Origin of the sequence: Fulvimarina endophytica (assembly GCF_003403015.1) — a bacterium.
Classification (GTDB): Bacteria; Pseudomonadota; Alphaproteobacteria; order Rhizobiales; family Rhizobiaceae; genus Fulvimarina; species Fulvimarina endophytica.
Map to the genome: position 1 here is coordinate 135,147 of NZ_QURL01000008.1, position 14,742 is coordinate 149,888.

Here is a 14,742-nt window from a genome sequence, read left to right on the forward strand (position 1 = left end):
GACGTTCGATGGACCAGCCCCTCAGGATCGACATACCGCAGGGCGATCAGGCTGATGCGCCGAAGGGCCGGTTCGAGGCCGACACGCCGAAAACCAAACTTCGTTCCGTCTCTGTCCTGCCTTTCATCATCGGTGGTCTGCTCTGGGTGCTCGCCAAGATCGAAGGCAGCCAGAAGGCGCCCGAGGACGAGCCGCATGGATCGCCGCATCCGAAGCAGCCGCCGGCTCCCGACGATACCGCCGTGCCGGCTGCAAGGACCGAGCCAGACGATCAGTCCGCCGAAAACGTCCTGCGGATCGCCGACTATCTGGATACGCTCTCCGGACGCAAGGTGCCGGTGATCGCCGCGGCGACGCAGAGCCCGGTCGCCTTTCTGGCATCCGAGGGGGCGCTGAGTTTCGACGCGTCATTTGAACGGGTGAGGGCCTTTTCGCTTTCCGATCATTCGTCGGGGCGGGCCACGGTGCAGCAGGCGGGCCGGCGCCTCTTCAGTCCGGGCGAGCACGCCGAAAGAGAAGCGCCCGTTTCTCCTGAAGAGACGCGTCCTGCCCATGGCGTCTCTCCCCGTGAAAATGCAGGCATGGAACCGTTCGGCTCGGCGGATCGCGATGCCGCTCCCAAGCCCATCGGCGACCATTCCTGCACGGGGTCCGCAGAGCCGCCGAGCCCGTCACCGGCAGGCGAGGACGATCTGCCGGGCAGCGGCGGTCAGGCTCCCGCCGGTGACGGCGTCACCGCGCCTCAAGGCCGGGCCAATCGCCGGCCGGTCCTTCTCAGTCCGGTCTATCTCACCGATGGCCGGATGAACGTCTCGATCCTCATCACCGCATCCATGTTCCTGATGGGCGCGAGCGATCCGGACGGGGACAGCCTCGCTTTGGGGATCATCGAGGCAGATGGTGGAAAGCTGCTCCGGATCGGACCCGAGCAGTGGATCTTCACGCCGGACGTCGATTCCACTCGTCCCGTCGTCTTTCATTACGAGGTGACCGACGGCATCGAGGCGGTCGAGCAGATCGCCCATCTGAAAATCCTCCCCGACTCGGGTAACGAGATCGTCGGAACGGAAGGAGACGACGTCCTTCTGGGCACGCCGCTCGCGGATGTCATCTTCGGCGGCGATGGCGACGACATCGTCTACGGCCGCAAGGCGGCCGACGTCATCTATGGTGGAGCCGGAGAAGACCGGTTGATTGGCGGCGATGGCGACGATGCCATCCATGGCGGGCCGGGCGACGACATCCTCTTCGGTGGTTCAGGCGACGACGTCCTGTTCGGCGAGGACGGCAACGATGTTCTCTACGGCGAAGACGGAAACGACGTCCTCGATGGCGGCTCCGGCAGTGACGAATTGCATGGTGGCTCCGGACGCGACGTGCTGGACGGCGGTTCGGGCGACGACATTCTCTATGGAGACGCGGGTGACGACGTTCTCGACGGCGGCGAGGGCGCGGATGCGCTCTACGGTGGCAACGGTTCGGACGTGCTCGTCGCAGGTGCGGGCGACGACCGCCTATACGGGGGCGCAGGCGACGACCTGCTCGACGGCGGCAGCGGCGACGACGAGTTGCATGGAGATGCCGGAAAGGACGAACTGAACGCTGGTGCGGGCGACGACCTTCTCTTCGGAGGGGAGGGAGACGACGTTCTCGACGGCGGCGACGGCGACGACGTCCTTGCCGGCGATGCTGGGAACGACACTCTCCAGGGCGGGATGGGTGACGATCGTCTCGATGGCGGCGACGGAGCGGATGATCTTTCGGGCGGCGGAGGTAACGATACGCTCCTCGGCGGCGACGGCGAGGACGTCCTTCGCGACGACCAGGGTCTCGATCATCTCGATGGCGGGAGCGGGAACGACCATTTCGTGGCGGTCGCCGACGGCGTGGTCGACGAGTATCGCGGAGGCGAGGGATGCGACACCATCGATCTGCGCAACGAGGGCTTCGATACCGTTGTCGATCTTCCCAACGCGAGCCTCTGGATTGCCGACCGTGAGGAAGCCCGCCTCTTCAGCATCGAGAACATCGTGGGGGGAAGGGGCGACGACCGTCTGATCGCAAGCGACGACGTCAACGTCATGGTCGGCAATAGCGGGCACGACACGTTCGTCTTTCGCAGTCTCGACGCGATCCGCAATCACGGCGGGCCGAGCGACCGCATTGTCGATTTCGAACCCGGAGACCGGATCGATCTCTCGCGTATCGAGATCGCAGAAGATGGCTTCGGCAGCCAGAAGCTGTTCTTCGCCGGTGCCGCCTTGGAGAGCGCCGAAGACATCGGTGCCCTAACCTTCGAGCATCGTCTGCTCGACGACGGAGGCGAAGAGACGGTTCTCGTCGCCCATCTCGGCGATCGGCCGGCGGATGATGCCGAGATCATCCTCGACGGCTGGCATGAACTGACGGCAGCAGATTTCGATCTCGGCGAACGCACGATCGTCGAACATGCGTGAAACCGGACGAACTGGTCGAGAAAAGACGACAAGACAAGCCTCGAGGCCCTGTTGGAGGAAGATGAAATGACACGGTCCGCAACCAGCCCGCGATCTGCACGACCACGGGACAAGAATTTCGGAGTGAGATCGCGGGTCTTTCTCGCGAGCAGCTTTGCCGTCCTTCTTGTCGTCGGTTGCGGAGGCTGGGCCGCACAGGCGAAACTTTCGGGCGCGGTCATCGCTCATGGCACGGTGGCGGTCCGCACCCAGATCAAGGAGGTACAGCATCGAGATGGCGGAATCGTCGAGGATATTCTCGTTGCGCCGGGGGCGAAGGTCGAAGCCGGGGCCGTGGTGCTGCGTCTGGACCAGACCCAGACGAGAGCCGAACTCGGCGTTCTGCGCTCGCAGCTCGCAGAGCTTGGAGGCCGAAAGGCCCGCTTGATCGCAGAACGCGACGGGCTCGAAGCGATCGTCGTCGACAAGGAAGCGCGCGGCGACGGCGTCTCCGAAGCGATCGTGGACGGCGAAAGGAGACTGTTCGAGGAGAACCGCGCCACGCGGGATGCGCAGAGAAAGCAGTTGCAGGCGCAGATCGATCAGTTCGAAGAAGAGATACGTGGCCTTGAGGCACAGCAGACGTCGAACAGCGAGGAGAGAACGCTCGTTGCCGAGGATCTCGATCGATTGATGCCCCTCGTTCGCAAACAGATGGTCGAGGTCAGCCGGACGCGAACACTCGAGCGCGATATCGCTCGGCTCGACGGGCTCGCCGGCGAACTGTCCGCCAATATCGCACGTGCGAGAGGGCAGATCAGTGAATCGCAACTGAAACTGATCGAGCTCGACCAGCAAGTGCGCACGGACGCGCAACGCGAGCTTCGGGATGTCGAGGGCCGCATATCCGAGCTTCATGAACGTGCGGTCGCCGCGGCCGACAAGCTCGCACGAATGGACGTGCGTGCTCCGATCGGTGGAACGGTGAACGAAGTTCGGGTGCATACGATTGGAGGCGTCATCGCCGCCGGAGAGACCGTGATGACGATCGTCCCGAAAGGTGAGGACCTCGTGGTCGAGGCGCGCCTTTCCCCCGTCGACATCGACCAGGTCGAGCCGGGCCAGACCGCAAAGCTTCGCTTCTCCGCCTTCAATCAGCGCACGACGCCTGAGATAACAGGGACCGTCGAGGTTGTAACCGCGGCCGCAAGCGTCGATGAGGCAACCAGACAGGCGTTCTATCTTGCGACCGTCCGGATTCCGCGCCATTCGGAAATCAGCCAGAAATCGATTGTCCCCGGCATGCCTGTCGACGTCTTCCTTCAAACCAAGGAGCGGACCGCACTCTCATATCTGATCAAACCCTTCACCGATCAGATGCAGCGAGCCCTGCGGGAGGAATGATACCGGCGGACTTGCGAGAACGCTTCGTTCGTACCGCTGCGGCTTCGGGCGAGGATGCACACGATCGATCAGAGAATGGTGGGGCTTCAGCCATCCCCGCATCTGACCAGCGCCTCGTCCGAGTTTCCCTTCGGAAAAGGTCGGCGTCCTGTCCTCCATTCGCCCGCCGTCCTCATCTCCGCCTTCAGCTGCCCGTCTGCCTCCCGGTTCCTCGAACCGGCCCCCGTGCATAAGCTGCAGGGTACCCGGCTCTACGCCGTGTCTCGCAGATCGAACATATGCCGAGGCTCACCCGGATCGGCGGCCTCGAGCGACCGACATCCAGATCCTTCGGACGACGGATGTGGAAGCGATAGATCGTCACGAACCGGACGAGACAGGGACCCGATCCGCGTCGGTTCGCGCTCGACTTGATTGGCTCCGATGGCCCGCCACGCGATACACGGCACGATAGACCCGCTAACGCCGACATTCCCACGCTCCCGAAACAGGTGTGTCGATCGGGTCGAATGCGTTAATCAGCGGGATTTTAAATGGCGGAGAGTGAAAAATCCATGGCGGAGAGGAAGGGATTCTCCGCCTCCGTCCGAAAATCATCAACGAATCTAGAGAATTCTCCGATAAACCCGTATTTACATTTCGAGAATTGAAACTTCGGCTGGTACAAGTAACAGATAGCGACTGAGATGCTAATTGCAATTTTCTTGTTGGAGCCGTTCCTTGCGAAGGATTGGTTCTAAACCACCCGATTGATCGGGCGAATAACCCCACCGAACAGTGCAGCAACATCGCCGTCCTCCACAGGCGACCGAAGCATCGCGTGGCTCAGGCTACGCTTGCGTTCGAGAAGCTTGTCCAGCGTCAGATCGAAGGACGCGTCCTTGAAAGCGGGGTGGATCGCCTGCGGTATGTAAATGGTGACCTGCTTATTCTGGCCGATCCTGTAGCACCGATCGTTGCATTGGTCCTCGACGGCCGGGTTCCACCAGCGCGACAGATGGATGACATGGTTGGCCGCCGTAATCGTGAGGCCGACGCCTGCGGCCTTCGGCGAAAGCACCAGAAGATCAAAGCCTGCGGGACCGGTCTGAAAGGCGTCCACGATAGCGAGCCGTTTCTCGCCCGGCACATTGCCGTTGATGATGCCCGGCTCTTTCTTCAAGTTGTAGCGCGTCGCCATCGCTCTCGCGAAGGCCGATTGCATCGCAAGGTCTTCGAGAAAGACGAGCGCCTTCTCGCCTCGTTCCGCGATCTCGTCGAGTGCCTTGACGGCTTCCGACACGCGCGCCGAGCGGCCGATCCACGTCGCCACGGCTCCTGCATCGAAGGGATCGAGATCTGCGACGCCATCCGGATGAAGCGACAGACCCCGGAATGCGTGGATCGCCTTGAGCATCGCCCCGTGGCTGCGCTCGCCCTCCATCGCCTCTCGAAGCGCTGTGCCGTATGCGGCCGCCTGAGCCGGCGGCATTTCCGCCGGAAGGCTGATCCGGCGACGCTCTGGAAGCGCTGACAGGATATCTTCCTTCATTCGCCGCAGCATCAGCGGCGGCGTGCTTACGTCGGGGCCGTCGAGCTTGGCTTTCAACTCCCCCAAGCGATCCTCGGTTACATCCTCGTAGGCCTTCGAAAAGTCCTTCAGCGCGCCGAGATAACCGGGTACCGCGCGGTCGACGATGCACCAGAGATCGGCCAGGCGGTTTTCGATCGGCGTGCCCGTCATCATCAGACAGAAGTCGACATTCATCGCTTTCGCCGCCTGCGTGTTCACGGTGCCCGGATTCTTGATCTTCTGCGCCTCGTCGAAGATTGCTGCAGAAAAGGCGGTGCGGGCGAACGCGCGGTGATGCTGGGCGAGAGTCTCGTAGGTCGTTAGAACCCAGTCGGCCCTGCGCATGCGCGCGACATCGAGGCTGTCCTCATCGCTCCAGCCGTCTCCGCTCTTCGTTCGCAGGCGAGAAAGCGCGCTTCCGAAGGCGTCGACCCGCTCGCCGAGCGCATTAGGCATCAGATGGCGATCTGCCTCCTCGATCCAGTTGCGCAAGAGAGCCGTGGGGGCGACGACGAGAACCGGCAGGCGGGATGAGCCCTTCTTGAGGTTTTCGGCGCGGAGCCAGGCGAGAAAGGCAAGCGACTGGAACGTCTTGCCGAGGCCCATGTCATCGGCGAGGAGCACGCCGGGCCACCCGACCTTCCAGGCGGCGGAAAGCCATGCAAACCCTTCGCACTGGTGCGGCTTCGGCTCCGATCGCGTGAGGTGCTTCGGAAAATCGACCGTCTCGTCGGGCGCGCGTCGGGGATAGGCGATCTCGTAATCGACGCCCTCGAAATTCTGGTGAATGAGCAGGACTTGGCGGTCGGGTGCGACCGGCGGCTCCGAAGGATCAGGAATTTGCGAAAGAGGATCGGGCGATGTGGCCGTGGCTTCCTCAAAGCCGGCGTTCGGCCCGTCTCCGGTATCGTCCTGAGTATAGTTCGGGCCGTCGGGGCTCTCTCCTTCCGGCTCGTCAACGACGATCCCGAGAGAACGCAGAGTGTCGCCGACTTTCGCCGTCTCGAGCGTCGCGCCCTCATGCACGATCTTGCTCTCACCCGCAGCGACGGCCGCAGTCCAGGTCTCCTTCAAGACTGCCGTCGAACGCTCGTCGAGGGTGACGACCGTCTCACCGATTGTAACCGGAAACCGCTCAGGCAACCACTGCCCGCCGGGTGCCTTAAGCCATGGGATATCAGGCTTCTGCCAGACGCCGAGGCCGATCACCCGCTCGGCGTATTGCGCCGTCTCGACGAGCAGCGACGACGACAGCTCTGCATTATCTTCGACGTTCTCGGCTTCCTCGAGGTTCGGTTCAGAGGGTGATTTCGGCTTTCTTGCAAGCGCCTGGCTGAAGGCCGCCCATGGATTGCGGACGAAGTCTTCGCGCTCACTCCGCGGGGCGCGGCGTTTATTTCGAACGACATCGAGAGCGGTGCGGAGCTCGGGATCGACGACCATGAACTCGCCGCGCCCGAGAACATAGGCCGGCGGCGTCGCCTCCTCTTTCCGGAACTGCTGCAAGAACACTGCTTGCAGATCGCGCGGCAGCAAGGCGGCGGTATTCTCGTCGGGCGGTCGGTCGACGGAGGCCGGATCGCCGCTGCCATCGTCATCTGGAACCGGCGCGTCCCCGTCCGTCGGGCCGCTTGCGCGGTCGCGACCCATCGGGATCGGCGCGAAATCCGGCCCGTCCTTGCCTGCGCGCACGTCGAGCGATAGCGAGCCAGCCTGATAGAGGGTCAGATGGCTTATATAGGAATCGGCATCGACGCGCTCGCCAGTTGCGGCCACAAGGGCCGTCTGAACCGGCATCCAGGCCTCGATGCGCCACTCCGTTTCCTGCCCGTCGGTTGCGTTATAGGCGTCGACGGCCTCGATCAAGGTGAACAGCTGCGGGGACAGACGGCCCTGTCTGTCCTGACACCATTCGACGATGCATCCGGTGCGTTTGGGCCGGACGGTCGCAAGCCCGTCATCATACCATCGCGCACGGATGCGGCCGTCACGATCCGTCATCTTGCCGTCGAAACCGAGTGTGACCGACAACGGCACGAGTGGCGGCAGGCCTATGGCCGCGGCAAGCGAGGCTGGCAGACGGGCCGCCCGCTCATGGGTGAGACGAACACCGTCGTCTATCAAGACAGCTTCGTCGCGTTCGACTATCGCCAGCAAAGCGGTTGCGGCTCGCTTTTCGCCGCCCGATATAGACGTCCATTGATCGGGCGGAGTCACGCCACTTCTTATTATCTTGCGGGCTTTGTGTCTGATCTCGACGCCTGCTTCGGCGTATGTGGCGGCGAAAGTCATGTTCTATCTACATATAGCGATCGCTGGGGACGCGAATGCCTGTCATACCGGAAATGCGGCGATAGACTTTATGCTGCCAAGCCGTTTCCACGCCGGAGCGGCTGTCTCGATGAGGCGAATGCACGACCTCAAGAACAGGGGCATAGGAGCGCCCTTTTCGAAGAAAGTCCGCATCGTACGACTTCTCGTACATTTTGGGAGCACCCTGCCGGCTTGAGTCTGCCCAGAATCGACACTTGCCGCTGAAACTCCACTCTGCGCAGATGCCGGGGCCGATCTGCATCAGCAAAACAGCATGTCCTGACTGCACGTAGCCACGATGAAAAGTTGCGAAAGGTGTGTCCAGGCCAAACCGACGCCGAGCTTCCGCCTCGCCTTCGCTGCTGAGAACGGCCCACGCGCCAAGTATCGCCTCCTCTTCGTTCATCGCTTCCCAGAAGCGGCGGCGATATTTCCAATTGGGGTCCGGATTGACAGCTTCGACGACATCAAGGAACTGGCTGAGCGCCAATCTGGTCAGCCATCGGAGCAGGACCCTCCTCGCTTGATCCATACCGATCCAGGAATTTGTCCGAGGATCGCCGAGGACTCTCGTCACCAGATTGATCGTCTCCTGCTTGATATCTTCTGTCGGGCTCTTTGCGGAATAAGGCATTAGAAGGGCATTCGCGAAGGGCACACTCAGAGTCTGGTTGATCAAAGTGCCGTCGGGCAGCAGAGCCAGATCGCGGACGAGGTCGAGACGCTCGCGTGGTGAGAGCTCCTTAGTCTCGCCGGCTGTCTCCAATGCGGCTCGGGTGCAGGGAAGTGAGAAGCCGCCGCGAGCGATACTGTCGGAAAACCCGAGTTCCGCAAGAAGCGTAGGCGGGGCGCGCCTCTGTTGGACGGCGGCGCGACCAAGCTCGACCGGCCCCGAAGGCAGACTGAAAAGGCGGTAACGACACTGCGCTTCGGAATATTGGTGCCCCGCGACACCCGCCAGCGACGTGCAGGCCACGGAAATCTCGTTCAGCCCGGGCCGATCATCCTGCCATTGAGTTAAATAGGCAGATAACAGATTGCGAGCGATCCGCTTGTCGTTTTCCGCCTGGCAGCGACGGAGAAACTCGCTCAATATCGGTGCATCCTCTGCGAGCGCAGGTTTGGTCTTCCACATGCACCATGCACCGTCCCGCAGGTTTCGTTGTGCGATCCGGTCTCGCGCGGCGAGACAACTGGCGATCTGGGATGCAATGACGTCGTAATCCTTCTTGGGACTTTCGCTGACATATGCCTCGACGCCGTCCAATAGCGCAACGGTGCGCGTGAGTTCCGAGGGTGGTGAGGACGCGGGGGCATGTCGGTGGCGTGCCAGTAGATCGCCGATCGCCTCGCGCAGACCGATCTGTCGATCATCCGCATGATGCTCATCAGAGCCGTCACCACCGTCTTTGTCGGTGTCCTGCCGATCGCTCTCCTCCCCATCAGCCATCGTTTCCGGTCCTTAGACCAAGATCGCTGCCACCTTCGACCGGCGCGTCCCCTCGCAGGCGCCGGATCCGCGCATTCATCTGGTCGAGGAGACTCGAAATCTCCATCAGCCTTTTTCGGTCGTCCGCTTCCATGACGAAGCGCAGGTCGATACGTCGATTCCTATCAAAATCCGTTCTCTCGCTTCCTTCCGAGACCGGACGGGTGGATGAATATCCCGAGACGCTTAGAACTTCCCGCGCCTCGCCATTGCGAAGGTCCCGCAATTTGGGTGCAGTTTCGATGATCTCGCGATAGGTATTGACGGCCCGCTCGGTTGACAGCTGCCAGTTGCGCTCGTCGAGACCGGTAACGTCGGTATGACCTTCGATGAAGACCGTCTCGACGCGGTTTGCTGCGTCGGACTGCTGACACGACCCATCCTGGTTGCAGAGCGCGTAACGCGGGAGCGTTTCTGCCAGGACGCCGGCGACTTTTCGGACATTACCGACTGCCTGCGCCGACAACCGGGAGTCGTTGGATGCAAAACGAATGGCATTTTCGGCCAATCGTAGCACGCCGTTGGTTTCGTCGATCTCGACGGAAAGACCCGCCGCCTGCAGGCTGTCCTTCAACGTCTTCAGCAATTGCCGACGCGCGGCGTCCGCCTCGTTGATTGCGGCGAACTCGCTGTCGATCCGTTCTTGCAATTCCGAGATCTGGCGCGCCAGATCGTCCGCGACCGCGATCTGGTCACGCGTCTGGTCGGTCAGCCGCTGCAAGTTCAGCGCGAAGACCATCAGCATGATGATGAAGACGAAGAGGATGCCAACCATCATGTCGGTCATGGAGATGAAGTAATTTTCGCTCTCCTCCTCTCCTTCACTCCCGTGCGCGACGTCGTGATCGGCAATCATGTGCCTGCTCTCTCGAACGATTGGCCGTTCGACCCGGATGCTCTGCGCTGCTGATGGCCGACGCTATCGGCGAGATCGCCCGCAGCGTTCGACAAATCGTTCAGAAGCGGCTGCAAGTTTCCAATCGCCTTGGCAAGTTCGTGGTCCACCGTCCGCACCTGATCGCGGAGGCTGTCGGTCTGGTTCGTCGTCGCGGTCGATAGCGTAGTGACCGCTACCCCGAGCGCTGTGTCGACGCTGTCGAACTTGGCACGGAAACCGTCCCAGAACTCGCCGCTCCGCTGGTTCGCCTCGGTGAGCGAAAGTGCGAGCGTCTCGATGCCGCCTTTTGCCGCTTCGATCGAGCGGAGCGTGAGCTGCAGGGACTCGTTGATGCCGTCGCTTGCCTTGGAGAAGCGTTCACTGACTTGGATCAGTGGCGGCGTCGCGACGCGGATCTGTTGTGCAGTGTCCGAGAAGGCGTCCGCCGTCTTTCGGGCTTCGCCGGCCGTTCCCTGCAAAGCGAGAGTCTGTCCGGCCAGCGCGCGCTCCACCTCGGAAAACCGAGTTCCAAGTTCGCCGAAACGAGCTTCCACGCGTCGGGTCGCTTCTTCGACAGCAGCAGTCAGGCGCCCCGCGACCTCGCTGACGCTCTCTGCAAGCCCTTCCTGGGCGCTGCGCTGGGCCGCCTCCCATTCCTTCGTGCGCGTCATAGCGCGTTCACGTTCCGCATCGGCCAGCGCGTCGGCGTCGCTCCGCCGCTTCCGCCCTTCCTCCTCGGTCCGTGCCGCCTCGCTCGCCATCGTCTCCTGGATCGCGTTGAGACCCGCGCCCAATTGGCTGATCTGTGCATCGAGACGACCGAGAACATTCGCCATCGTTTCGTCGATCTGCCGCGCGCTCGCATCGGCTGCACTGGAAATCTTTGCGTTGAGCCCTTCGCCGGCGCCTGAGAGACTCTCTTTCAGTGCCTGGGCGATCTCCGCGAAAGCATCCCGGCTTTTTGCGGAACTCTCCTCCATATTAGAACCGGCCGTATCGACGAGGGCTTTCAGGCCTTCCGCCGCTTCAGACAGGCGGCGGCTGACGTCTTCACCCGAGCCCCGCAACTCGTTCTGAAGTCCCGACAGCGTCTTCTCCATTTGCGCCAGCGTCTCGGCCAAGGCCTTCAATTCAGCACCGGCCCCCATTTGAACATTCTCGCTGAAGCTGGTGATCATGGCTTCCATGCCAGCCGTGCCCTGTTGCGAAATGTTGCCGACCGCCTCGTAGATCCGATCGCCGACAGGCGTCATCGCGCCCGAGACGGCACGCGCGACGATCGGTTCCATTTCACGACCCATGCGGGAGAAGAACTCGCCTTGCGTGATATCTTTCAGTTCGCGCAGCTGCTCCTTCAGCGTCTGGCTCATCTCGGCCGAGATCGATTGTGGCGCCTGGTAGACGAGGCCATTTTCCAGCGTCTCGCAGAACTTGCCGAAGCTGCTCTCGAGCAGAACCTGGTAGATGCGAAAGAAGATCGCGAGAAAGATCGACGTTCCAAGGCCCGCGATCGAGGTCGCGAACTTGAAGGAGGCCACAGCGAGCAATCCGTTGAGCGCGATCGTCATGGAGTCGGCGTCCCCTGCTTGGGTCGCTTCGCCTGCCTTCGATAGGGCGAGGACGAGACCGATGAACGTCAGAAGCAGACCGATACCGACGAAGTAGCCAGGGATGCTCGGCATGATTTTCAGGCCTGGCAAGCGCTCGCGTGCTAGGCTTGCATTGATGAAGGATTGCGGGCGCACCGTGTTGACGATCGGCTTGCCGCGTTCGTCGGGGACGACCAGAGTCTCGCAGAATTCCTTGAAGGCATGGCCGACGAAGAAGCTTCCGGTCAGGCGTCCACGGATGTCGTCGTGCTTGTCCGAATATGCGAGTAGCTTGTCGCCAGGGGAATTCCCGGCCTTCATTGCTTTTTCAAGGACCCTTCGGGAGCGCCGGACAGCGAGCAGCACGAAGGCCACGTTTGCGAAAAGGAAAGCAGCGGCGATACCCGCTCCGAACGCGAAGATCAGCGTCGCCAGCGAGTAGGCGAAGTCCTCGTTGGTGAGCGCTTCATAGTTGCCATCGATCGCTTCGCCGACCGTCATCGTGACGACCCCGAGATCGAGCCAGGTAAAGACGACGTCGAATAGGAAAACGCTTAAACCGACGATCACGAGAAAGAGCGTCAGTCTGATCGGCCACCACAGAAGCCATTTCATGCGGACGTCCCCATAATTCCCCGTATCGACGGCTCATCACCTCAGAGAGGGCGATACTACCGCAGCGCGCATGTTTCACAATTTTTGCTTTCGAGATCAATTCGGTAAGGCGTAAAACGAACTCTTTCTCAATCGGTCGTCAATTCACTTCCTCTGCTGTCGTCAAAACTCAACAGCCCCATTCGACGTCAGTCGAACCCGGCTTCTCCAGCGATAAATCGATCGATTAGGATAGCAGCCCGGCTTCCTGAAGAAACGGGCTCGGCTGAACGGGCGCATCCCCGATCCGTCCACTCGTCGTTACGAGCAACCGCGCCTTAGCGCGCGTCATCGCGACATAAAAGAGCCGACGCTCGCCTTCGATCTGACGCTCGGTCTTGGCACGACGAAGCGGCCAGATGCCATCTACGGCATCGAGCATGACGATCGTATGGAACTCCCGGCCTTTGGCGCGAAGCGCGGTCATAAGATGCACGGGACGCTTCCACTGCTCGTCCATCCGATCGTCGGAGTCGGAACCGGGAAGCTTGACCAACGTGGACATGGCCTTTTCGAGATCGGCGATGAAGGTCTTGAAATCATCGCCATACGTCCCGGCGAACGCCGAAAGGTAGAAGAATGGCGGATCGGCGAGAAAGATGTCTTCCGTCCCGCGCCCATAATCCTGGCGGAAGCCGGAATAGAGCTCTTCGAGCGCTGCGATCGCTGCGCGAACGTCTCCGGCGTGCAGGAAGCGGCGCAAACGAAGGGCGAAGTCTTTCACCGTCTTCCCGTTATCCTTTTCGCCGCGGATCGACCCGTCATAGACTTCCAGCCGATCCACCGCCGCGTCATAGGTTTCAGGGCGGGCTGATCTCACGAAGGAAGCGAGCGCATCGCGTTCGGCCTTGCGCATCGGATAGCGCTGGACGGAGTCCGCAAGGACCATGATCTCGTCGACGAGATTGGGGGGCGTGAAGCCGATCGCTGCCAAAGCAGGCAATTGTTGTGCCGTAAGGCGGGTCTTCAACGCCCCGAGAAGGCGCTTGAAACTGTCGGACAGGAAGAGATGGAGATCCTCGGCTGCGCAGAACGGAATATCCTCGCGTGCGAGCATGATCTGATAGGGAATGAGCTGCGCCCGCTTTCGCGACAGGAGAGCCATCCGCTGGCCAGCAAGACCCCCCGCAACGAACCCGCGGATCTCGTTGACGACCGCGTTCGTCGTATGGAGGAAGGTCTCGCCGTGGAGGCGCTTGATTTCGGCCTCCACTTCGGAGACCGGCGTCATCTTCTTCTTCTCGCGGCGCTTGTTGTGAGCGATCAATTCGGCGCTCTTCATGACGATGTTGCGCGGGCAGCGGTAATTCATTTCCAGGATATGCGTCTCGAACGGCCGAGCGAGCTGCTCGTTCGGATCGAGAATGAAGTCCGGCGCCGCCCCGCGCCATTCGAAGATCGCTTGGTCGTCGTCACCTACAATGGTCAGCTTTGCGTCGTTGAGTGCGGCGATCGTCAGGATTAGCTCGAGGTCGAGTGGATTAATGTCCTGAAACTCGTCGACCAAAATATGCGTCAAGCGGGCTTCCGGTGCAGGCAGGCGTTGGTCGCGAACGAGGTTGCGAAGAGCGAGCCAGCCGAAGTACTTTTGATCCTCGAGGGTAAATGCCGCCGCCCGTCGCTGTGCTTCGCAGGCCTTCACGAAGAATGGGACGACGGTCGCGAGAAACGTCTCCCAGCGGCCGTTCGCGAGTGCTCCAAATTCCAGAAGCTTTTCTTTCGGTTCCTCCAGAAGTCCGATCAGCCCAAGGTCTTCGAGAGCGTCGATGCGGTCGTTCGCCTGGCGACTTGAGGGTGTCTCATGATCAAAGCCAAGAGCCTTCATCGTTTCGAGGAGGCTGGCAAGGACACCCGGTGCCTTGAAGGGGTAGGCGCGCATGGCCTCGCGGAGGCGCTCATCCTCATTCCAGGCCGAAGCCAATGTCCCGTTGACCAGCGTTTGCCGCTCGAACGCGGAAACCGACAACTTCGGGCTCGAGAAGGTGTCGCGCACTGCTCGCCAGCCATATCCGTTGAGCGTCACGACATCTGCGGATGTCGCGATCTCGGCGAAATCGCCGCCACTGTTGAGCCGAGCACGCAGTTCATCCCGCGCCGCTCGAGTGAAGGTCACGAGCAGGAACCGTGCTGCGGACCGGCTTTGCCGATGCAGATGCAAACAGCGCCACAACAGCGAATGCGTTTTCCCGGACCCGGCCGGGGCGAGCAGCCGGATGTCTGTGTCGTTCGCGGTAACGAAACGACGTTGAATTTCGTCGAGGGGCGCGTTTTCGATGATCGGCATTCTTGAATGGTATCCAGTTTCGACTGAGGTGTCGCAATCCCATGCCCAGATTGGCAAATTGACCTCGGACCGGTTTAGGGGCGAATACCTAACTTCTCGTTGTGGAACACTTTTCTCTCCAAGCGTCTGGCCTGGCACGACCTTT

7 protein-coding genes are annotated in these 14,742 nt (G+C 61.4%); 2 read left to right on the plus strand and 5 right to left on the minus strand.

Annotation, left to right across the window (positions count from 1 at the left end; translation table 11 throughout):
• The first annotated feature begins 8 nt into the window (after positions 1 to 8).
• Both DYI37_RS17275 and DYI37_RS17280 read left to right on the plus strand, forming a co-directional pair.
• A complete protein-coding gene (locus tag DYI37_RS17275) occupies positions 9 to 2,456 on the plus strand; it encodes a cadherin-like domain-containing protein (RefSeq protein WP_158555205.1) in 2,448 nt (815 codons plus the stop codon).
• Between the two features lie 66 nt (positions 2,457 to 2,522).
• Positions 2,523 to 3,839 carry an HlyD family type I secretion periplasmic adaptor subunit gene (locus DYI37_RS17280; RefSeq protein WP_116684524.1) on the plus strand — a complete coding sequence of 439 codons (1,317 nt, stop codon included), beginning with the start codon at positions 2,523 to 2,525 and terminating at the stop codon, positions 3,837 to 3,839.
• Between the two features lie 736 nt (positions 3,840 to 4,575).
• On the opposite strand, the gene DYI37_RS17285 is transcribed toward DYI37_RS17280, so the two are convergent.
• The 5 genes from DYI37_RS17285 to DYI37_RS17305 form a co-directional block, all read right to left on the minus strand.
• Positions 4,576 to 7,683, minus strand: a complete 3,108-nt coding sequence (locus DYI37_RS17285) for a DEAD/DEAH box helicase (protein WP_116684525.1) — start codon at positions 7,681 to 7,683, stop codon at positions 4,576 to 4,578.
• A gap of 7 nt (positions 7,684 to 7,690) precedes the next feature.
• Positions 7,691 to 9,154, minus strand: coding sequence for an EH signature domain-containing protein (locus DYI37_RS17290; protein WP_116684526.1), 1,464 nt, complete (start codon positions 9,152 to 9,154; stop codon positions 7,691 to 7,693).
• On the minus strand, positions 9,147 to 10,049 hold the full coding sequence (locus DYI37_RS17295; protein ID WP_116684527.1) for an OmpA/MotB family protein: 903 nt from the start codon (positions 10,047 to 10,049) through the stop codon (positions 9,147 to 9,149). Before DYI37_RS17295 ends, DYI37_RS17290 begins: the two co-directional genes overlap by 8 nt.
• Positions 10,046 to 12,274: an anti-phage ZorAB system protein ZorA gene (gene zorA / locus DYI37_RS17300; protein ID WP_116684528.1), complete on the minus strand. Its 2,229-nt coding sequence runs from the start codon at positions 12,272 to 12,274 to the stop codon at positions 10,046 to 10,048. Before zorA ends, DYI37_RS17295 begins: the two co-directional genes overlap by 4 nt.
• 226 nt (positions 12,275 to 12,500) lie before the next feature.
• On the minus strand, positions 12,501 to 14,597 hold the full coding sequence (locus DYI37_RS17305; protein WP_116684529.1) for a UvrD-helicase domain-containing protein: 2,097 nt from the start codon (positions 14,595 to 14,597) through the stop codon (positions 12,501 to 12,503).
• Positions 14,598 to 14,742 lie beyond the last annotated feature (145 nt).